The sequence below is a fragment of the Pseudoalteromonas atlantica genome, from assembly GCA_007988745.1.
GTDB lineage: Bacteria > Pseudomonadota > Gammaproteobacteria > Enterobacterales > Alteromonadaceae > Pseudoalteromonas > Pseudoalteromonas atlantica.
Genome location: BJUT01000008.1, coordinates 91,106 through 111,399, shown reverse-complemented (window position 1 = coordinate 111,399; position 20,294 = coordinate 91,106). Strand labels below are relative to the sequence as shown.

The 20,294-nt window shown below is 41.5% G+C and carries 17 protein-coding genes; 7 read left to right on the top strand and 10 right to left on the bottom strand.

Annotated elements, in window-relative coordinates:
- A partial coding sequence (locus PAT01_RS06235) for an EAL domain-containing protein (RefSeq protein ID WP_154945168.1) occupies positions 1 to 2,492 on the top strand: 2,492 nt, incomplete at its 5' end.
- Positions 2,493 to 2,504: 12 nt separating this feature from the next.
- Here the strand turns inward: PAT01_RS06235 and PAT01_RS06230 are convergent.
- Positions 2,505 to 2,834 carry an SUI1 family translation initiation factor gene (locus PAT01_RS06230; RefSeq protein ID WP_024031864.1) on the bottom strand — a complete coding sequence of 110 codons (330 nt, stop codon included), beginning with the start codon at positions 2,832 to 2,834 and terminating at the stop codon, positions 2,505 to 2,507.
- Between the two features lie 129 nt (positions 2,835 to 2,963).
- On the opposite strand from PAT01_RS06230, the gene PAT01_RS06225 reads away from it, so the two are divergent.
- The 4 genes from PAT01_RS06225 to PAT01_RS06210 all read left to right on the top strand — a co-directional run bounded on the left by PAT01_RS06225 (position 2,964) and on the right by PAT01_RS06210 (position 6,905).
- Positions 2,964 to 3,269: an STAS domain-containing protein gene (locus PAT01_RS06225; RefSeq protein WP_004587319.1), complete on the top strand. Its 306-nt coding sequence runs from the start codon at positions 2,964 to 2,966 to the stop codon at positions 3,267 to 3,269.
- Complete coding sequence (locus PAT01_RS06220) at positions 3,269 to 4,918, top strand: fused response regulator/phosphatase (protein ID WP_138577486.1); 1,650 nt, start codon at positions 3,269 to 3,271, stop codon at positions 4,916 to 4,918. The genes PAT01_RS06225 and PAT01_RS06220 overlap by 1 nt, the downstream gene beginning before the upstream one ends.
- 56 nt (positions 4,919 to 4,974) lie before the next feature.
- A complete protein-coding gene (locus PAT01_RS06215) occupies positions 4,975 to 5,634 on the top strand; it encodes a GAF domain-containing protein (RefSeq protein ID WP_138577484.1) in 660 nt (219 codons plus the stop codon).
- Positions 5,635 to 5,714: 80 nt separating this feature from the next.
- Complete coding sequence (locus PAT01_RS06210) at positions 5,715 to 6,905, top strand: amino acid aminotransferase (RefSeq protein ID WP_004587316.1); 1,191 nt, start codon at positions 5,715 to 5,717, stop codon at positions 6,903 to 6,905.
- A gap of 266 nt (positions 6,906 to 7,171) precedes the next feature.
- On the opposite strand, the gene PAT01_RS06200 is transcribed toward PAT01_RS06210, so the two are convergent.
- From PAT01_RS06200 to PAT01_RS06160, 9 genes are all read right to left on the bottom strand, one after another.
- Positions 7,172 to 8,017, bottom strand: coding sequence for a Tim44 domain-containing protein (locus tag PAT01_RS06200; protein WP_138577482.1), 846 nt, complete (start codon positions 8,015 to 8,017; stop codon positions 7,172 to 7,174).
- Between the two features lie 160 nt (positions 8,018 to 8,177).
- Positions 8,178 to 8,930, bottom strand: a complete 753-nt coding sequence (locus PAT01_RS06195) for a DUF3379 family protein (protein ID WP_024031868.1) — start codon at positions 8,928 to 8,930, stop codon at positions 8,178 to 8,180.
- Positions 8,930 to 9,487 (bottom strand): sigma-70 family RNA polymerase sigma factor, encoded by a 558-nt coding sequence (locus PAT01_RS06190; RefSeq protein WP_039972214.1) that lies wholly within the window; start codon positions 9,485 to 9,487, stop codon positions 8,930 to 8,932. Before PAT01_RS06190 ends, PAT01_RS06195 begins: the two co-directional genes overlap by 1 nt.
- A gap of 63 nt (positions 9,488 to 9,550) precedes the next feature.
- Entirely contained in the window at positions 9,551 to 11,215 is a 1,665-nt protein-coding gene (locus PAT01_RS06185; protein ID WP_154945166.1) for a BatD family protein, read from the bottom strand.
- On the bottom strand, positions 11,209 to 13,110 hold the full coding sequence (locus tag PAT01_RS06180; protein ID WP_138577478.1) for a vWA domain-containing protein: 1,902 nt from the start codon (positions 13,108 to 13,110) through the stop codon (positions 11,209 to 11,211). Before PAT01_RS06180 ends, PAT01_RS06185 begins: the two co-directional genes overlap by 7 nt.
- Positions 13,110 to 14,096, bottom strand: coding sequence for a vWA domain-containing protein (locus PAT01_RS06175; RefSeq protein WP_138577476.1), 987 nt, complete (start codon positions 14,094 to 14,096; stop codon positions 13,110 to 13,112). Before PAT01_RS06175 ends, PAT01_RS06180 begins: the two co-directional genes overlap by 1 nt.
- On the bottom strand, positions 14,089 to 14,523 hold the full coding sequence (locus PAT01_RS06170) for a DUF4381 domain-containing protein (RefSeq protein ID WP_055253030.1): 435 nt from the start codon (positions 14,521 to 14,523) through the stop codon (positions 14,089 to 14,091). The genes PAT01_RS06175 and PAT01_RS06170 overlap by 8 nt, the downstream gene beginning before the upstream one ends.
- A gap of 2 nt (positions 14,524 to 14,525) precedes the next feature.
- Positions 14,526 to 15,470 (bottom strand): DUF58 domain-containing protein, encoded by a 945-nt coding sequence (locus tag PAT01_RS06165; protein WP_054982187.1) that lies wholly within the window; start codon positions 15,468 to 15,470, stop codon positions 14,526 to 14,528.
- 3 nt (positions 15,471 to 15,473) lie between these two features.
- Positions 15,474 to 16,430 carry an AAA family ATPase gene (locus PAT01_RS06160; RefSeq protein ID WP_004587307.1) on the bottom strand — a complete coding sequence of 319 codons (957 nt, stop codon included), beginning with the start codon at positions 16,428 to 16,430 and terminating at the stop codon, positions 15,474 to 15,476.
- Positions 16,431 to 16,759: 329 nt separating this feature from the next.
- Here PAT01_RS06160 and fadI point away from each other — a divergent pair, with 329 nt between their 5' ends.
- The gene (gene fadI, locus PAT01_RS06155; RefSeq protein WP_024031879.1) at positions 16,760 to 18,070 is read left to right on the top strand and encodes an acetyl-CoA C-acyltransferase FadI; all 1,311 of its coding nucleotides are present in this window, start codon (positions 16,760 to 16,762) and stop codon (positions 18,068 to 18,070) included.
- Positions 18,070 to 20,292 carry a fatty acid oxidation complex subunit alpha FadJ gene (gene fadJ, locus PAT01_RS06150; RefSeq protein WP_055253032.1) on the top strand — a complete coding sequence of 741 codons (2,223 nt, stop codon included), beginning with the start codon at positions 18,070 to 18,072 and terminating at the stop codon, positions 20,290 to 20,292. The genes fadI and fadJ overlap by 1 nt, the downstream gene beginning before the upstream one ends.
- Positions 20,293 to 20,294 lie beyond the last annotated feature (2 nt).

The window sequence follows — 20,294 nt, the reverse complement described above, 5'->3', positions numbered from 1 at the left end:
TAAACGCACCGGCTGAACTCAGAGGCTCTAATGGTGCAACATTTAAGTATGTACAAAGTGATTTAAACCCCAGCAGAGAACCTGTGTGGTCTAAGGTTTATTACGATAAAGTATGGCATAAATGGGTTATTAGTTTGCTTGTCCCTTTGTATGTTGATAATGAATTTTTAGGGGTGACCGGCAGCGATATAGATTTAAACACGCTGATTTCATTTTTACCTGTGGGCGATAAAGAAAAACATTTACTGGTTTTTGATAAAAAAGGCCAACTGCTTGCTCACCCGAGTCTTAACCCAGCGCTACAAGCAAGTTATGGCAGCAAAGATAAAACAATAACAACAAACGAATTCGTTAATCCGCAATTGCAAGCCATTATAAATGAAGCAATTACCATGAAATTACCAGAGTATGCTAATTCGTTTGTACAAAATGATGAAGCACACATTATTAATATTCGTAAAATTGATAAATTAGACTGGTATATTGGGGTTTATAAAAAACGCTCATCAACGCTCTCTGCTCTGCAAGATTTAAAACTGAAGTTCTTTGGCTTGTTTGTGCTTTATGCGGTCTTGGTTGCCTTATTGTTACACCAAGCGCTGTATCAGCTAGTGCTTCGCAGAATTCACACATTAGTACATGCAGTTACTGGCTTTGGTAAAGGGCAATTACTAACCGAATTCCCGCCAGAGAACAAAGACGAAATAGGCACGCTAAACGGCTCATTTAGAGATATGACCGTAGAAATTCGTAAGCTTATAGATGGGTTAAACCAGCGAATTACAGAAAAAGAAATTGCCGAGAAAGCCGCTAATAGGCTCTCTAAAGCCGTTGCCTTCTCAGGAACCGGTGTGGTGATCACCGATGAAAACTTTGTTATAGAATACGTTAATCCCAAAATGCTTGAGATGACAGGCTACCCAGAGAGCCACTTTAACCGCGCGCCGCTGTTGAATATTATCGCATCTGAGATGGCCATTTTGGTTGAAGATATCAATATCGACCTTCGCAGTAGAAACTACTGGCGTGGTGATACCTTGATTCAGGGCAATGATAAACAGCCTATTTGGGTATCGCTAAGTGTTTCTCCTATTCGCGAAGATGGCGGTGAGATCACCAGTTATGTAGCCTCCGCACAAGATATTTCGTTTGTTAAAGAAAGCCAGCGCAAAATGGAGCAGCTTGCGTACTTTGACACGTTAACGGGCTTAGCAAACCGAACATTTTTTAGAATGCAGCTGCGTAAATCAATGGCTTTGGCTGAGCGCGGCCATTATGCGTTTGCACTTTTTTACTTTGATTTAGATGAATTTAAACGCATTAACGATACGTTAGGCCACGATGCAGGCGATCAGTTACTAATTGAAGTTGCTAACCGCCTTAAAGCACGCTTACGCGCCGAAGATACAATTGCCCGCCTAGGGGGCGACGAATTTGCTGTATTACTCAGTGGTATTGAAAGCCAAGAGCATGCCAGTGATGTCGCAAATACTATTCAAAAAACACTTAATGTGCCTATAAAGCTTGGCAATAACGAAGTAATAGTCAGCGCTAGTATTGGTATTACAATGGCCCCTTACGATAGCCTAGAAGAAGATCAGCTTTTAAAACATGCTGATTTAGCAATGTATGAGGCAAAAGCCAAAGGGCGTAATACTTACCACTTTTATAGCCAAGAGCTGAACGCGGCTGCCAATGAAAGGCTGTTCATTGAAAACGAATTACGCCATGCGATTAAAGAAAAACAGTTTGAGGTTTATTATCAGCCGCAAATAAACTCATTAACTCAGCACGTTGTAGGCTATGAAGCGCTACTACGCTGGTTCCACCCAGTAGAAGGGCTTATATCGCCGACCAAGTTTATTCCTATTGCTGAGGCAACAGGGCTCATTGTAGAACTCGGTGAGTGGGTATTGCAGCAATCGTGCGAGTTTGCCGTGCGTTTAGCGCAAGATGGACGAGATAACAACGTATCTATTAATTTATCGGCACGTCAGTTTAAAGACGCTAATTTAGTGCCCATGCTAAGCAGTATTATTAAACAAACAGGGGTAAGTGCTAAGCGGTTACACTTGGAGCTTACCGAAAGTATGCTAATGGGCAATGTTGAAGCTGCTATTACGCAGTTACACGAACTAAAAGCACTGGGCATTTCAATATCGATTGATGATTTTGGTACTGGCTATTCGTCGCTAAGTTACTTAAAACGATTCCCGGTCGACATATTAAAAATTGACCGCTCGTTTGTAAAAGATATCCCTGCTGATTCTAATGACATGGAAATTACCGCCGCTATTATAGCCATGGCGCAAAAGCTTAAATTAGACGTAGTTGCAGAAGGGGTTGAAACGATTGAACAAGTAGAGTTTTTGCAAAATAATAATTGTTATATTGTGCAAGGGTTTTATTACAGTAAACCGATTGCTGAGAGCGAACTGCTAGCGTTATACAAAAAATTAAACGATGCGCCTAACATTGCTAGTAGCAAATAAAAAGTTGCGGGTTTAGCCACCCGCAATTTTTACTTTAAATTTAAGGGTTTCTAAAATCCCTTTTAGTTTTTCGCGATCATCGCCTTGAACTTCAATAATGCCTTCTTTTACCGCGCCACCTTGGCCCATTTTACTTTTTATGGTTTTAGCTAGCTTTTTTAGATCGTGCGCTTTTGGATCTATACCCACAACCAACATCACACCTTTACCTTTTCGGCCCTTAGTTTGGCGCTCTATGCGGATAAAGCCATCTTTAAATAGTTTTGCAGTGGGTTCTTGCTCAACCTTTGGCTGGCTAATTCGGCCCATATCGGTTGAATATACTAAGCGGTTATCACTCATAATTTACCTAAATAAACGTTTTTATTGATGTATTAAATAATAACAAATTTGCTGGCGAGTGTTTTTATTTTTGCTAAATACTTTTAACAGGTTATATTTAGGTCAAAGGAAATATTATTGGAGTTTATAATGAGTTTAACAAAGAGTTTATCGGTTGATGAAAGTACTTTAACGATACAAATTAAAGGCAAATTTGACTTTAATTTAGTGCAATCATTTCGCCAAGCCTATGCCCAAATTGAGCCTAAAACAAATAAAGTGATTATCGATTTAAGAGAGACCGACTACATGGATAGCTCTGCTCTTGGTATGTTGCTTAACATGAAAAAAACCATTGAAAGCCAGGTACAAACAATAGAGATCAGCAATTGTCAGCCTCAGCTTAAAAAAATACTGCAAATATCACGTTTTGATAAGAAGTTTGATATTAACTAATGACCCACGTACTTATTGTTGACGATCAGGCGCTTAATCGCATCCTGCTCGAAAAAATGCTGCTCGAAGAAAACTATAAAATATCAATTGCGTTTAACGGCCTAGAAGCACTCGAGGTGTTAGAAAAAGAAGCGATTGATATTGTTCTACTCGATGTACTTATGCCGGTAATGGATGGCTTTGAAGCTGCAAAGCTGATAAAGCAGCGATACAACGACGTTTATCTACCCATTATTTTTATTACTTCGCTTGAAGATCAAAGCAGCTTTGAGCGTTGTTTAGAAGTAGGCGGGGATGACTTTATTCAAAAGCCGTTTGAAAAAGTAATTTTAAACGCAAAAATTAAAGCGCACAGCCGTACGCGCGAATTAAGTAAAAAAGCCCATCAACAAAACACCTTACTTGAGTATCATCGCAATCAAATAGAGCGCGAGCACGAAATAATTGAGCACATTTTTAATAATTCGCTCGAAAACCAAGATAAGTTTAAAGACCATTTAGACTTTAGCCTTTCTCCTGCTTCTATGTTTAACGGTGACATGTTTTTAGTCGCGCAAAGCCCAATAGGCAATTTATATTGCATGTTGGGTGATTTTACCGGGCATGGGTTAGCGGCCGCGATTGGAGCATTACCTGCATCACGGGTGTTTTACACTATGGTGCAAAAAGGCATGGCTGTTAACGATATCGCCTCTGAGATCAATATATTACTGCATAATTTACTGCCAGAGCACATGTTCTGCGCGGCGACTATTATTGAGCTCAGTGCCTCGGGCAAAAGTATTTCAGCATGGCTTGGTGGCTTACCAGATGCGTACTTAATAAATACCGATGGTGAAGTAAAGCAAACGCTTGAGTCGCAACATATGGCGCTGGGGATTTTAGACAGCGATGAATTTGAATATGAACTAATTAATTTAGAAGTTGATAAAAACACCCGCTTGGTGCTTTCAACCGATGGCATAATAGAAACTAACAACGACGCCGATATTTTTTATGGTGAGCAGCGCTTTTTAGCAGCACTTAAAAGCAAGCCGATGATCAGCAGTCAGCGTGTTATAGATAATGTAAATACCTTTGCCAATGGCAGTGAGCAATTAGACGACTTAAGCTTAGTGCTGCTTAATTGTTTGCCGCTAACCCCAGAGCCTGAGGCCAAAGAGGCGTATTCTAATTTGGCATTTAACTTTTCACTTAGCTTAAACGCACAGCAAATTAAATGCACAGACCCTGTGTATGATGTTGTTAATGTATTAAGCAGTGTTGAGGGGCTTAGGTCGCATCGCTCAAATATATTTTTATTGCTCTCTGAGGCGTATAACAATGCACTTGATCACGGCGTGTTAGGCCTTGATTCAGACATAAAAAAACAAGACGATGGCTTTTTTAAATACTATGAATTAAGAGAGCAAGCACTGAGTAAAATGAAAGAGGCGATGATTATTATTGATATGCGTTATTGCCCAGATACTTTGTGTTTGTACTTTATTATTTGTGACTCGGGTAGGGGGTTCTCAAGTGACTCCTCTACACGTACCGAACTCAACGCAGAGTTTGGCCGTGGCTTATCGTTACTCGAAGAAGTGGCAGAAAAAGTCACGTATAACGCAAGTGGTAACCAAGTCGAAATGTGTTACAAGTTGCTATAGCTCAGAAAAAATTTCCATGTTATTATCTAAAAAATTTTAGATGTATGGATGGCCAAATGATTTCTTCTTACCTTGATATTGCGCAATTAAATATAGACCCACAATTAATTGCCAAAGAGCTAGAGCAGCTAGAACAGTATATTGCTGCAAGCGCGCTGCCGTCTGTACGTTGGGAATATCAAATTCCTGAACTCGGTGAAGGCGGTGCGTGTAGTTTGTTTGGTTATTTACAAGATGAGCCATTTAAACTTATTGATCACGTGAGCGCGACTTCACAAAACGAGCAAAAACTAGCAAACCTACAAAATATAGTTAATTACATAGAGCAGCAAACACAGGTCGATTGGTATGGTATTTATCAAGCGGTTGACACTGCTCAGGGTCCGCAATTATTAAAGCTGGCGTATCAAGGTGCGCCAAGCCGTCCACTGTTTCCTCTTACTGAAGCATTCGCAGCAGGCAGCAATAATGTACAAGTTGCATTGTCTAAGCGCGGGCGTGTAATTAACAACGTAGAAAACTATTTAGCACAAGGTGGTGAGTACTATACGTGTGACCCTAAAGTGAAAGCTGAAACCTGTTTACCCTTATTTAACGAGCAACATGAATGCGTCGGTATTATAGATGCAGAGGCATTTAGTAACGACTTTTTTGATAGCCGTACACTGGCTGTATTAGTTGCGTGCTGCATTAAAATTCCTCACTTTCTAGTGTAAATATCACTAGCCAAGAAGGTAAGCTTTTATGTTAAGCTTACTACAACAGCCAACCCCTAATTAATGATAAGAGATAGCTAATGTTCTCAGAATTAAAACCATTACCAACAGATCCTATTCTTGGCCTTATGGCAGCCTATAAACAAGATACAAACCCTAACAAGATTGATTTAGGTGTAGGTGTCTATAAAGATGAGCAAGGCAACACACCGGTATTAAAAGCGGTAAAAAAAGCTGAAGCATTTCGTTTAGAAAACGAAACAAGCAAATCTTACATTGGTTTAGCGGGTAACTTAGACTACTGTCAAAAAATGGAAAACCTATTACTAGGTGAGCACCAAGCACTTTTAGCAAACCGCGTACGTACTGCACAAGCACCAGGTGGTACAGGTGCACTTCGCGTTGCCGCTGAATTTGTTAAGCGTTGCAATAAAGACGCAACAGTGTGGGTAACTACGCCAACATGGGCAAACCACATTAGCTTGTTTGAAGCTGCGGGCTTAAACGTTAAAGAATACCCGTACTACGATTACGAAAACAAAGATTTATTGTTCGACGACATGATAAACACCCTTAAGCAAGTACCAAAAGGGGATATTGTGCTACTTCATGCTTGTTGTCATAACCCAAGTGGTATGGACTTAAACGAGACACAGTGGAACACAGTTGCTCAGCTTGCAAAAGAAGTTGGCTTTACACCACTTATTGATATTGCTTACCAAGGCTTTGGCTCGTCACTTGAAGAAGATGCACGTGGACTGCGCATTTTAGCTGATGCAGTAGAAGAGCTAATTATTTGTTCATCATGTTCTAAAAACTTTGGCTTATACCGTGAGCGTATTGGTGCGTGTTCAATTATTGCAAAAGACACTGCAACCGCTGATATTTCAAATTCAGTGCTATTAAGCGTTGTTCGTAGTATTTATTCAATGCCTCCAGCGCACGGTGCTGACATTGTAAACACTATTTTAAGCAGCACAGAGCTTACACAAATGTGGCACAGTGAGCTTGATGAAATGCGTAATCGTATTAATGGTTTACGTAGCTTAATTAAAGAAAGCTTAGCAGCAAAAGAGATAGAGCAAGACTTTTCGTTTATTGAACGTCAACACGGTATGTTTTCTTTCTTAGGCATTAATAAAGAGCAAATTGCGCGCCTACAAAAAGAATACGGTATTTACATTGTTGGTTCTAGCCGCGTAAATGTTGCGGGTATTAGTGATACTAATATTGAGTATTTCGCAAACGCCGTTGCTGACGTTTGTAAATAATACTACTACATAACAGTAATAAAAAACCGCCCAGCCTAAACTTTAGGCTGGGCGGTTTTTTTTAGCTGTTATTTATACCAATTAGCTAATACCAATCCGCAATGATACTTAATTATTTTGCGGGGCTAAACGTGTCGCTACCTGCGTTAAAAAGCTCTCATTTAGAACACCTAAATAGCGATTTTTTTGCCGAGCTATCAACACGTTTATCCTCCCTCAAAGTAGATCACTTAATTAAGCGAATTGGTATAACTATAATTACAGCACTATTCGCTTTCGATTAAGTCTTCTACGCCTACAATCAGCCACGGTGCATCGGAGGTGGTAGCACGCTGAAGGTGCCAAATCTCTAAAATAGGCTCTTCTTTTTTGTCGTCTAAGTCGCGGTATTTGCCTTTAAATTGCACACTTACTTGCCACGAATTTGCTGTTGTTTCAGCGCGCACAAGCTCGGCATCAATAAACATCACCTCAGTCGCTACCCGTTCAATCGCTTCGCGCTCAGCTTTAAACTCTTGAGCTAACGATGGGCTTAAATACTCAGCCATCGTGGCGTAATCTGCATTATTCCACGCAGTTTGCATAGTGTGATAGTGGCTACGCGCGCCTTGTAAAAAGCCATTTACGTCAAAATTAGGGGGTAAATTGAAAGGTACTTGCTCAGTGTGTGCGCTTTGCTGGGTAAAACCACTGCTGGCAGGTTGCTCTGCGGCAGTTTGCTTAAAAGCAGAGTGCCCCGTAGCGTGTGTACCGGCTAATTGCGGGGAGTGGCGAGCGCGCATAAACCCCGTAATAAGTTTAAACAAAATAAAGACAACGCCTGCTAATAAAATAATTTCTAATAGCTGCATGCCCTCAAAGTTATCTCCTAGCATAGCGGCAATTAAACCGCCGGCTAACAATCCGCCTAATACGCCGGCCATAATGCCTTTTTTACTGCTTTTTGTCTTGGCTGCAGGTGCTGTGGTATCGGCTTTTTGCTTTTGTGTGGTTTGTTGTGTTGCTGGGGTTGTACCGCGTTTACTACTACCAAACTTTTTGCGTGCGTGTGCATCAAAACTTGCTGTACACAGTAGTGCAAGTAATGAAAATATAACGATGATGTTCTTCATGTAATTCCCTAAGTTAAACTGAGCGGTGAGTATAATTAACTTTTCAGTAAAAATTAATAATTACATTTAAAATCAATTGTTTTGGATGAAAAATGAGCGCTGAATAGGCACAAAAAAACCGCTCAGTGTTACTCAGCGGTTTTTAGTCGTTAAGCGCTAGTTACAGCCAGCGAATGGCATTGGTAACCCGTTCGTTGTACACATTAATTGGCGCGCCGGTATTAGCCACTAAAATAGTATCGGCTTTGTCGCCTCGATTAATATGACCTGCAAAGCGCGCATCATGAAAATCATCTTCGCCAAACCCAAACGACTTATTCTCAGAAGGAACAATAAAGACCGTCATTGGGCCAAAGTCCGACTCAAAAATTAAGTGCAGACCTTTTTCACCTTTAAAGTCGCAAAACATCGCATAAGTAATTTTACCTGGCAGCTCTTCTATATGAGCGCCTAGCAGTGCAAGCTTATCGTTAACGCTTTGTAGGCTAATAGCATTGGTTTTTTCAAGGGCGGTAATTTCATGGTAAACATGGGTTAAAGCATGTTCGCCTGCTTCATGAGCAATGTGTTGCTCTGTGCTAAAAAAGAATGCGCCAATAGCTACAAAAAAAGACGCGGCTAGGGCTAAGTGAACACGGTCAAACTTAAAACGTGAGCGTGCATCTACAACGTTATCCCCAGTTGCTTGCTCTTCTTGCATTGCTTTTTCTTTTAACGAGGTGTTTAAAAGAATACGCTCAGCAAGATTGTCAGGCACAGGCACATCTAACGCATCTTGAATTTGTTTATCAAAGTCTTTCATATCGCTTATAAAGTTTTGTCGCTCAGAGCTCTCTTTAGCAAACTCTAAAAGCTCCTTATCTAAATCGTTTGGCTGCGCAATAGTGCGTCGACGAAACTCAAGTTCATCCATTATTTTGATGCCCCTTTAAGTTGTTCATCATCACGGCTTAAAGCCTCTTTAAGTTGGTTTCTGGCACGGTATAAACGAGTCATAACCGTGTTTTTATTTAAATCGAGAATCTCTGCTATTTCTTCACCAGAGCACCCCATAACAACTTGCAGAAGTAAGGGTTCTCTGTATTCATCAGATAGCAGCGCAATTTGGCGTTGGATAACCGTTTGCTCCATTTCATCATCTAACGAATGGCTGGTTTCATCGACAAGTGTATCGTTTTCTACATCGCTGTAGTCAAACTGCTTGCGCTCAAAGCGACGTGCATTTTCTCTACGCAAAATAGTCAGCAGCCAAGGCTTGGCGGCTTTTTGATCCAATAATGAGTCAAGCGAGCGCCAAGCACGTAAAAACGTTTCTTGTACTAGGTCATCTGCAATATGTGGGTCACGGCATAACCAATAAGCAAAGCGATAAAGCTCCTTATTATATACATGGACCAAGGCTTCATAGCGCTTTTGTTTCTCTGCCATATCAACTAAGACCTGATTATTTGATTTTTTCTTTCCAAGCATAAGTACTTTTTTAATTAAAATTTATTATTTAATGCATGAAAAGACCTAAATTTATCAAACTAGTTAATAAAGGTCTTTTAATACAGCTTGTTGCGACTTTGTACGTTGAACTTGGTGCTGCTCAATTATGTTAATAATAGCATTAAGATCGACATCTGCACTGCTATTTGCATAAAGAGCTGACTGTAAACGGTTAACCTGCGTCGCCAGTTCATCATTTTTGATGTTGTGTATTAACGTATCTATCGCAGCCACTTTTTTGCCCGTAAGCTTAATCGCTACCGCATTTAGTTCGCTATAAAATGCATTGAGATTATTTGATTTAGCTGCATTTTTAAGCGCGTTTAATGAAAGCGGTGGGGCTTTATTTACAGATACACTGTTATTTTTTGGCTCATTATTAGTTGAACGGCTTAACCAATAAAAAATTGCAGTGATTATCCAAAAAATATACCCAAGCACGGCAATAATAATTAACCAAAGCGGCATAACACTTTGCGGCGCGGCTATTGTTGTATTGGGCTGCTGTGTATTACTTACTTTGTTAGCAGGCAAAGTTGGCTCACCTGTATTAAGGTTGTCGTTTGCAATAGCACCTGGGTTTATAGCATTGGCGCTAGGAGTTACCGTTATAGTGCGCTCAGGCAATGTAGCGTAACTAATGCGGTTTATTTTGGTGTTATACCAAGGCAGTGTTATTTCTGGGAGGGTGTAGGTGCCCGCTTTTTGTGGTAATAACGCAAATGACGCTGTTTGCTGAGATACAACCCGTCCGTTTCTTACGGCATTGTTTGTTTCTACATCATCGGGGTAACTGCGAATCCCCGCAATGGTTTTCATATCAATTTCGGGCAGTTGCTCTTTAGTAACCCCTAACGCGGTTAAGGTAATAGTGCGTGTAATAGGCGTGCCAACTTCTACTGTATTTTCATCAGGCTGCCACTGCTCATCAATATTAACTAACTCACTTGGTAGCCATGCGCCTTTATAGTTTGCCGGAATAGGTTTTATCTCAAGTTGCTGATCATCTCCTAAAGCCGACACTTCTAATTGGCGGTAATTTTGCTGTACACGGCCTTGAAACGTAGGACCAACAATGGTGTATACACCACTTTTTTGCGGTTGTAGTAAGTATTCTCGGGTGATCACTAAATAACGTTTACCATCTACAAGCTCATAGCTTTCGGTTTGTTTACCTAATTGAGTAAGCTGTGCATCTTGCATACTGGGCGTACTTAGGCTGCCATCAAGCAGCTCTTTTGCTAGGTAGAGTTTAATCGTATATACGCCAGCTTCTTGAACAAACAACGAGTCACTTGAGAGCGATGTTTTTAAAAAAATATCGTTATTTTTATCAGCATCGGCAGCGCGCTTTGCCACTTTTAATTTTATTGGCTGCGAGCTTAAACCGGCCACGTTAAATGCCGGAATGGTGTATTCACCTTCATTACGGGTCATTAACTTAACAGACCAGGTTGTTTGCTTATTAATGCTGCCATTTATAATGTTGGTGCGCGTACTTAAACTTGTTGGCCCAACTACAAAGTCTTTAAGTAACACCGAGGTGTCGGGTTGCTCGCTTTTTATTGTGTCGTCAACTGAAATGTTAAGCATAAAAAATTCGCCAGCAAGGACTGGGTTTTTATCTACACTTGCCTCTAATTTGGTGGCGGCCCATGATGGCATCGCACTTAATAGCAATAAACAGCAAAATAATCGCATTACCATGATTTTTCTACTCCTGTAGGGCGACGTTGATATTGTCTTTTTTGGGCTTCTAATTGCATTTTATTCCGTAATAAAATTGCCGGATCGTCCGGTACTTTTCTTAATAACTGGTTAAGCTGCTGGGCTTTTTCTTTCTCTTCGTTGGTGAGCTCACGCGTTTGTGCTTGCGCGGCTTGTTGTTGAGCATTTTGCTTTTGCTCATCTGTTAACGTTTGCTGCTGCGCTGTTTGCGGCTGAGTATTTTCAGCCTGTTCTTCGTTTGTTTGCTCAGGCTGTTTTTGCTCTTGATTAGCTTGTGGCTGAGTTTGTAGTTCTGGCTCATTTTGTTTATCTGATTGTGAACCCGACTCAGCACTTTGTTGGTCTTGCTCAGTGTCAGACTCATCACCTGGCTCACCTTGCTGCTCTTGTGATTGCTCGCCTTGACTTTGCTCTGATTGAGAATCGCTATTTTCACCTTGTTGGTTTTGATCTGATTGCTGATTGTTTTGTTGCTCACTTTGATCAGATTGTTGCTGGTTATCTTGCGAATCACCCTCTTGCTGTTGCTGCTGTTGCTCGAGCAACTGCTCAACCAAAGCTTGGTTATCAGCGGCTTCGCTAAAGTTAGGTTGTAGCGTTTGTGCTTGTCTGTAAGCATCTATGGCTTGTTCTAGCTGTCCTGATTTGGCAAGCGCGTTGGCATAGTTATAAAAACCAGTGGCTGATTTATCTTTACTAAAGGCCTCTAGTGCGGCATTAAAATTACCTTGTTGGTACAATGCAGCCCCTTTTAAGCTGCTTGAGTCGGCATTGGCGGCCCGTTCAAAATCTTTATTTTTATAAGCATCTAGCGCTTGCTGATCAGTGTTTTTTAAAAAAGAGGGGAGCTCTAATGCACTTGCCTGTTGGGTTGGCAAAACGCTGAGTACTAAAAAGGCCCCTACAAATGCTGCACTTCTAAATAAATAAAGGCCTAAGGGCAGTAAAATAAGTAACCCATATATACCTGCGTCTATGCGCCACAGGGCATGGCTTTGTTTTTCATCTTTTAATAACTCACTATTGGCACTTGGTGCAAAAGTGGCTATGTCACTGCTGCTTGGTTGGTAAAGGGCAAACTTTCCTCCACTGCGGGTCGCTAGGCTTTTTAAGCGGCTTATGTTAATGGTGGGGATGACTATTTGACCGTAGCTGTCTTTTAAAAAACCGCCTTCAGGTAATTTAATTGGTGCGCCTTGCTCTGTGCCTACGCCATAAATATTTAGCCGATAAGAAGAATTACTGGTAAAGCTAGTAATATCGCTTTGCTCTTCTTGGTCTATGCCATCGGTGACTAATATTATATCGCCATCAATATAGCCTGCTTGTGTTAAAAGCTCTTTTGCCATATCAAGGCCAGCTAAAACATTAGAGCCTTTGTCGGGCATAATGTCGGGGCTTAAACTCGGAATTAAATTAGTAAGCGTAGTGGCATCGTTTGTAAGTGGCGAAATAGTAAATGCACTGCCGGCATAGGCAACTAAAGCGGTGTCGCCTTCTTTAAATAGCTCAATCATATCGAGTGCTTTAAAGCGTGATTGCATTAAACGATTTGGTGCTATATCGGTACTGTACATTGAGTACGACATATCCATTACAATCACACGGGCACTTTTACTTTGAAATACAGGAACCTGTTTTTCTTCAAAGCTAGGGCCTGCACTAAAAATAATAGCTAAACAGCAAAATACAGCGACCAGCCAAAGTGGTTGGCTGGCTTTAGTGTTTGACTCGTTCATAATAAACGGCGCCAAATGAGGGGCAATTAGGTTATCTGCGCTTTGTTTTTTATGTTTAATAAAGGCTATAAAAAACAACGCAAGTGCAGGTATTAAAAGCCACAAAACAGCGGGACGAATAAATGTAAAGTCCATTAGTTAGGCTCCTTTAATGCACGTAAGGTGCTTAACATTACTTTTAAACTAATGAGTAAAATAGCAATAAGTAGTGGGTAGTAAAACAATGAGCTTTGCGGGCGAAATGTTTGCTCATCTGCGCTAATTGGCTCTAACTTATCAAGCTCCGCGTAAATTTGCTGAAGGCCAGCTACATCTTTGGCTCTAAAATATAACCCACCGGTTTGTTCGGCAATGCCTTTTAACAAGCTTTCATCTAAGCTGCCCCCACTCATACCACCCATATTAAATAGGCTAAATCCACGGGGGTTATCTGAGCCAACACCTATGGTATATACTTTTATGCCTTCCTCGCGGGCAAGGAGTAGGGCATCTTCAGGTTTTAAATTACCTGCGGTGTTTTGGCCATCGGTTAATAGCACCACAATACGGTTACTTTTATCTTTGTTGGCAAAACGCTTTACCGATAAACCTAGCGCATCGCCAATAGCAGTGGCACGCCCAACTAAGCCTATTTGAGACTCGCTGAGCATTTTACTTACGGTTTTAACATCGCGAGTCAGTGGCGTTTGTAAAAATGCGGTGTCGCCAAATAATATCAGGCCTAACCTGTCACCTTGGCGCTGCTCTATAAAGTCACTCAATACCGCTTTTACCATAGTGAGGCGATCAACATATTGGCCGTTGTAAGCCATGTCTTGTTCGGTCATTGAGCCAGATAAATCGACCGCAAGCATTATATCGCGCCCTTCGTTTGGTAATGAAATGGGGTCGTCTAACCATGTCGGGTTGGCTGCAGCAGTGACCAGTAATAGCCAAAGTAGCCATTCAAAAATAGTTAGTTTACGTGCGCTTTTTTCAAGGCTTTGGCTGGCTAAGTTATGTTTGGCAAAGCTTGGAATACGTAACCGGGTATGTGCGTTACTGGCAGCAGGTTTTAATAATAAAAGTAATAAGGGCAGAGGTAGTAATAAAAACAACCATGGCCAGCTAAATTCAAACATGTACTGGCTCCTTTAGTTTAAATTGCTTTATGCCTTGGCGTAATTTTTCGTTAAGCGCGTCATTGGTTTGCTGCGCATTATACAGGCTTAAAAGCTCATGCTCGGTAAAGCTTAAACCGGTTAAGGTATTAAGTGTGTTACACCAGTTAGCAGTTGATTGCGTTGCTAGGCGTTTATCGTAATACTCTATTACTAAGCGCTTTAAAATAATATGAAGTGTTTGCGCGCTTTGCTCGTTGTGGCTTAAATCGATTGCGTAGCGCTTAGGCTTTTTAAATTTATAATTTTTGTAAAACCAAAAAGCAGCTGCACAGATTGCTATGAACAGCAGGGTAATAATAACCCACCAAGCAGGGGCGAGTGGCCACCAACTAACTTGGCTTGGCGCTATTATATCGTGCAGGCCATCGAGTGGATTGGTTTGCATGGTTATTTTCTCACTAATTGCAGCTCAAGCGGGCTCGCTGCATTGAATGATATTAAGTTAAGACCCGATTTAGTTAAGCGATTTAGGCGTGTGCTAAATGCTTGCTCGGCGTTTTTTGCAAAGCGTTCTCTAAAGCTTTTATCCATAAGCGGTAGCGCAAAATCTTGGCCGTTGGCATTAACCGTGACAGTGTTTTTAAACGCGGGGAGCGTATGTTCAAACGGATCACTTATATGACAGCCTATCAGCTCACAGTGGCGGCTTAATATTTCTAATTGTTTAAAGCTTGCATCATCTAAGGCATTAAAGTCAGAGACTAAATACACTAAGCTGCCAGGTTTAGCTAAGTGGTTAAGGCGTTTTAAATTATCGCTAAAGTTATTGGTTGCTTGTTTATCTATATTGTTAAGTGCTTGCTGGTGGCTGTCGCATAGGTTATGACACAGCTTTAATACCGCTTTTTCGCGGGCGCTGGGCTTTAGTTCTAAATGCGAGTGTTGATTAAACACAATACCGCCAATTCTATCTCCGCGTTGACACGCCGACCACGCCACTAGCGCGCTAATGTGCGCAGCCTGTACCGACTTAAGCAGCAGCTTTGAGCCAAATAGCATAGAGTTTGAAAAATCAGTAAATACAAAAACTGGGCGCTCTTTTTCTTCTTGAAAAAGCTTTGTATGGGTTTCGCCGGTACGCGCTGTTACTCGCCAGTCAATAGAGCGAATGTCATCACCTTGCTGGTAATGACGCACTTCGGCAAACTCCATGCCTCGGCCTTTATGGGGCGCAAGGTATTGCCCAGTTAAACTGTTTTTAATTTTAACTTTAGGTGCCAGCTCTAATAACTGTGCTTTAGCTTTGTAATACAGCAGTTCTTTTAGCGCTAAATTTACACCGTGGCTGTGGCTTTCTTTTAGCCACGCTTTTGAGTCTAATTGTGTTTGCATAACTTAGGGTACGGCTACAAGTTCAACAATGCGGCTTATAACCTGATCTTTAGTAATGCCATCAGCCTGTGCTTCGTAGCTTAAAATAATACGATGGCGCAGTACATTATGTACAACGGCTTGAATGTCATCGGGTGCTACAAAATCGCGGCCATGTAACCAAGCGTGGGCACGGGCACATTTATCAAGTGCAATGGTAGCACGCGGGCTTGCGCCAAACTCAATCCAACGGCCAAGTTGCTCATCAAACTTAGCCCCTTCACGAGTGGCAATAATAAGCTGTACTAAATATTGCTCAAGCGGCTCGGCTAAATACAAGCCTAAAATAGCTTGGCGAGCGGCAAATAAATCGCTTTGGGTAATTTGTTGCATAACCGCTTGTTGTTCATTAAGTGCTTCACCACGGGTTAATCGCAGTATGTCTAGCTCGTGCTCTGCACCTGGGTAATCAATGCTTAAATGTAATAAAAAGCGGTCTAATTGTGCCTCTGGCAGCGGGTAAGTCCCTTCTTGCTCCAGCGGGTTTTGGGTAGCCATTACCATAAACAAATCGCTTAGCGGGTAGGTGTTTTTGCCTACCGTTACTTGGCGTTCTGCCATGGCTTCTAGTAGTGCTGATTGTACTTTTGCTGGGGCACGGTTTATTTCATCGGCTAAAATAAGATTATGAAATAAAGGGCCTTTCTCAAACACAAACTCGCTGGTTTGTTGGCGGTAAATATCGGTGCCGGTTACATCGGCAGGTAATAAGTCGGGCGTAAACTGCACGCGCTGGAACGAGCCTTCAATACCTTTAGCAAGGGCGTTAACAGCTCGGGTTTTTGCAAGCCCTGGCGGGCCTTCTACTAATAGATGGCCATCAGCTAAAATGGCAATAAGGAGTGCTTGAGTAAGCTCTGGCTGGCCAATAATTTGTGTATCTAAGTACGTTTTTAATTGTTTGAATGCGTTAGCTGCCATAATAAATAGACTTCCTCGTCAGCTGGGTTTGTACCTAATTTATTTTAGGTGATTAATACTGACCTAGTTATAAGGTTTATAAGTGAGTAACTCAAGAGTTAGACTGTATTTTTAAAAATAGTTCGTTATTTTTTAACGGTTTTTAGCGTACCACAAAACTTTGTAAAAACGCGTAAAAAAGCCTATTGTGGTAGTCAATATTAAGCACTATGTATATATCTACCTTTAGTGCTTTTGTATAAATTTGTGTTTATCTATTGGCTTTAGCACACGGGTTGTTTAGAATCGAGGAAAACAAACAGGTCAGACCTGTCAGCGGGAGAGCATAAATGTCTGAGCAAAACATACTAAAAACACCAAAAGGCGACCGTATTGCCATCGTTAGCGGCTTACGTACTCCTTTTGCAAAACAAGCAACAGCGTTTCACCATGTACCAGCCCTTGATATGGGTAAGTTGGTGGTTAACGAAATGCTTGAACGATTAAATTTCGACAAGTCAGAAATCGATCAACTTGTATTTGGTCAAGTAGTACAAATGCCAGAAGCGCCAAATATTGCACGTGAAATTGTTTTAGGTACGGGTATGCCAGTAGGCGTAGACGCGTATTCAGTATCGCGTGCGTGTGCTACCAGCTTTCAGGCCATTGCTAATGTAGCTGAATCTATTATGGCAGGCTCTGTAAATGTAGGTATTGCCGGTGGCGCCGATTCATCTTCAGTATTACCTATTGGCGTAAGTAAAAAATTGGCAGGTAGCTTAGTTGATTTAAACAAAGCACGTACCTTAGGCCAGCGTTTACAAATATTCTCAAAACTGCGTTTAAAAGATTTATTACCAGTACCGCCTGCGGTTGCTGAGTACTCAACAGGGCTTTCAATGGGCCAAACTGCTGAGCAAATGGCTAAAACACATAACATAAGCCGTGAAGATCAAGATGCACTAGCGCATCGCTCGCATTCACTTGCAACCCAAGCATGGGCCGATGGCAAGTTAAAAGATGAAGTAATGACGGCACACTTACCGCCATATAAAAGCTTTATTGAAGAAGATAATAACATTCGTAAAAATTCTACAGTTGAAGGCTACGCTAAGCTTAAACCGGTATTTGATCGCCAACATGGCTCGGTTACCGCTGCTAATGCAACACCATTAACCGATGGTGCAGCTGCCGTACTGATGATGAGCGAAAGCAAAGCAAAAGCACTAGGCTACGAAATTTTAGGTTATGTACGTAGCTTTGCGTTTTCGGCAATTGGTGTAGAAAAAGACATGCTAATGGGCCCAGCGCATTCAACGCCTATCGCACTTGATAGAGCAGGAATTACACTTGCTGATTTAGATTTAATTGAAATGCACGAAGCCTTTGCATCGCAAACACTTGCCAATATGAAAATGTTTGCATCTGATAAGTTTGCGCAAGAGCAACTTGGTCGTAGCAAAGCAATTGGCGAAATTAACATGGATAAGTTTAACGTTAACGGCGGCTCACTGGCATATGGTCACCCATTTGCTGCAACCGGTGCTCGCTTAATTACGCAAAGCTTACACGAGCTTAAACGTCGTGGTGGCGGTTTAGCATTAACAACAGCGTGTGCTGCTGGTGGTTTAGGTGCAGCCTTTGTATTGGAGAGCGCGTAATGACAGATTCAGTATTTAATTTAACGGTAGATGAAAACAAAATTGCCGTAGTAACCATTGATGTGCCGGGTGAGAAAATGAACACCCTGCGCGATTCATTCGCTGATGACTTAAAAGCTTTACTTGAACAAGCGAAACAAGAGTCAGTAAAGGGGATGGTATTTATTAGTGGTAAAAGCGATAACTTTATCGCGGGCGCTGATGTAAAAATGCTTGATAGCGTGCAAAAGCGTGAAGATGCGTTAGCAATTAGTGAACTTTGTCATCAAGCCTTTTTTGATATGACAAAACTACCTTATACAACAGTAAGTGCAATACATGGTGCTGCGCTTGGTGGTGGTTTAGAGTTTGCTTTAGCGTGTGATTACCGCGTAGGCACAGATAGCGATATGACTAAAGTAGGCCTGCCAGAAGTACAACTTGGTTTATTACCAGGTGGCGGCGGTACGCAGCGTTTAACTAAAATTGTAGGCATTCAAAAAGCACTTGAATGGATGCTAACTGGCAAGCAAATTCGCCCTAAGCAGGCTAAAAAAGCAGGCGTATTAGATGATGTAGTACCACAAAGTGTATTGCTAAAAGTAGCTAAAGAATTTGCAGCTAAGAAAAAGCCAGCAGATAAAGAGCCAAAGCTTGATAAAGTAAGTAAATTATTAGAGTCAAACCCGTTTGGCCGCAACTTTATCTTTAAAAAAGCCAAAGAAAACGTCCTTAAAAAAACCGGCGGACATTACCCTGCGCCACTTGCGATTATTAAAGCTGTACGTGCAAGTGTAGAGCTTGATAAATTAAAAGCATACAAAACAGAAGCTGAAAGCTTTGCAACACTTGTAATGAGTGATGAATCTAAAGCGCTTCGCGGTATTTTCTTTGCAACCACTGAAATGAAAAAAGAGTGGCGCAACGACGATGCGCCAGCAATCAGTAAAACAGCTGTTTTAGGTGGCGGCCTAATGGGGGCTGGTATTGCGCATGTAAGCGCAGTAAAAGCCAAAGTACCTGTACGTATTAAAGATGTAGCAGAGCAGGGCATTAGTAATGCCATGAACTACACCTACAAAATTTTAGATAAGCGCCTTAAACGCCGCATTATGTCTAAAGCTGATATGCAGTTAACAATGAACCGTATTACCGGTACTACCGACTACAGTGGCTTTAAACACATTGATTTAGTAGTAGAAGCTGTTTTTGAAGATTTAGCCTTAAAGCAAGGTATGGTTGCCGATATAGAGCAGCAATGCCAAAGCAATACTATTTTTGCAAGTAACACGTCATCACTGCCTATTTCACAAATTGCAGCACAGGCACAGCGCCCTGAAAACGTGATTGGCCTGCATTACTTCTCGCCAGTTGAAAAAATGCCATTAGTGGAGATTATTCCGCACGAAGGAACTTCACAAGAGACTATAGCGCGCGTAGTTAACTTTGCACGTAAGCAAGGTAAAACGCCCATTGTGGTAAAAGACATGGCAGGTTTTTACGTAAACCGTATTTTAGCGCCTTATGTAAATGAAGCAGCTAATTTAATGCTTGCCGGTGAGCCAATTGAAAAAATTGATGCAGCCCTTGTAGAGTTTGGTTTCCCAGTTGGGCCGCTTGCTTTACTTGATGAAGTAGGGATTGATATAGGCTCTAAAATAGCCCCAATTCTTGAAAAAGAATTAGGCGAGCGTTTTAAAGCGCCTGATGCATTTTCTCGTATGATTGATTCAAAACGCCTAGGCCGTAAAACGGGTCGTGGTTTTTATGAGTACGATAAAAAGAGCAAAAAAGTTGACGAGTCAGTGTATGAGCTATTAGGTGTAACCCCTGCACCGCGTTTAAATAAAAGCGAAATTGCTAAGCGTTGTGTATCACAAATGCTTAACGAAGCCGTGCGTTGTTTAGACGATGGCATTATTGCCAGCCCACGTGATGGCGACATTGGCGCTATATTTGGTATTGGCTTCCCACCGTTTTTAGGTGGACCGTTTAGCTATATGGATAAATTGGGCGCCAGCAAGGTTAGCTCTGAAATGTCTACATTAGCTAATAGCAATGCAAATTTTGCCCCATGCGACACGTTAGTAAGTATGGCTGAATCAGGCGCTAAGTTTTATCAAACGCAGCCTGTTGCAGATGAGCCAAGCCCAGCACCTGTTGCTGAACAAGCTATAGAAGCAGAACCTGCTGATGAGCAACCTCAAGAAGAGAGCGTTGACTCACCAAAGCAAGACTCGTAAAA

Excerpts from the sequence above, each read along its gene's own strand:
- PAT01_RS06230 (WP_024031864.1), bottom strand. The coding sequence starts at position 2,834 with ATGAGTGATAACCGCTTAGTATATTCAACCGATATGGGCCGAATTAGC.
- PAT01_RS06225 (WP_004587319.1), top strand. The coding sequence starts at position 2,964 with ATGAGTTTAACAAAGAGTTTATCGGTTGATGAAAGTACTTTAACGATA.
- PAT01_RS06220 (WP_138577486.1), top strand. The coding sequence starts at position 3,269 with ATGACCCACGTACTTATTGTTGACGATCAGGCGCTTAATCGCATCCTG.
- PAT01_RS06215 (WP_138577484.1), top strand. The coding sequence starts at position 4,975 with ATGATTTCTTCTTACCTTGATATTGCGCAATTAAATATAGACCCACAA.
- PAT01_RS06210 (WP_004587316.1), top strand. The coding sequence starts at position 5,715 with ATGTTCTCAGAATTAAAACCATTACCAACAGATCCTATTCTTGGCCTT.
- PAT01_RS06200 (WP_138577482.1), bottom strand. The coding sequence starts at position 8,017 with ATGAAGAACATCATCGTTATATTTTCATTACTTGCACTACTGTGTACA.
- PAT01_RS06195 (WP_024031868.1), bottom strand. The coding sequence starts at position 8,930 with ATGGATGAACTTGAGTTTCGTCGACGCACTATTGCGCAGCCAAACGAT.
- PAT01_RS06190 (WP_039972214.1), bottom strand. The coding sequence starts at position 9,487 with ATGCTTGGAAAGAAAAAATCAAATAATCAGGTCTTAGTTGATATGGCA.
- PAT01_RS06185 (WP_154945166.1), bottom strand. The coding sequence starts at position 11,215 with ATGGTAATGCGATTATTTTGCTGTTTATTGCTATTAAGTGCGATGCCA.
- PAT01_RS06180 (WP_138577478.1), bottom strand. The coding sequence starts at position 13,110 with ATGGACTTTACATTTATTCGTCCCGCTGTTTTGTGGCTTTTAATACCT.
- PAT01_RS06175 (WP_138577476.1), bottom strand. The coding sequence starts at position 14,096 with ATGTTTGAATTTAGCTGGCCATGGTTGTTTTTATTACTACCTCTGCCC.
- PAT01_RS06170 (WP_055253030.1), bottom strand. The coding sequence starts at position 14,523 with ATGCAAACCAATCCACTCGATGGCCTGCACGATATAATAGCGCCAAGC.
- PAT01_RS06165 (WP_054982187.1), bottom strand. The coding sequence starts at position 15,470 with ATGCAAACACAATTAGACTCAAAAGCGTGGCTAAAAGAAAGCCACAGC.
- PAT01_RS06160 (WP_004587307.1), bottom strand. The coding sequence starts at position 16,430 with ATGGCAGCTAACGCATTCAAACAATTAAAAACGTACTTAGATACACAA.
- fadI (WP_024031879.1), top strand. The coding sequence starts at position 16,760 with ATGTCTGAGCAAAACATACTAAAAACACCAAAAGGCGACCGTATTGCC.
- fadJ (WP_055253032.1), top strand. The coding sequence starts at position 18,070 with ATGACAGATTCAGTATTTAATTTAACGGTAGATGAAAACAAAATTGCC.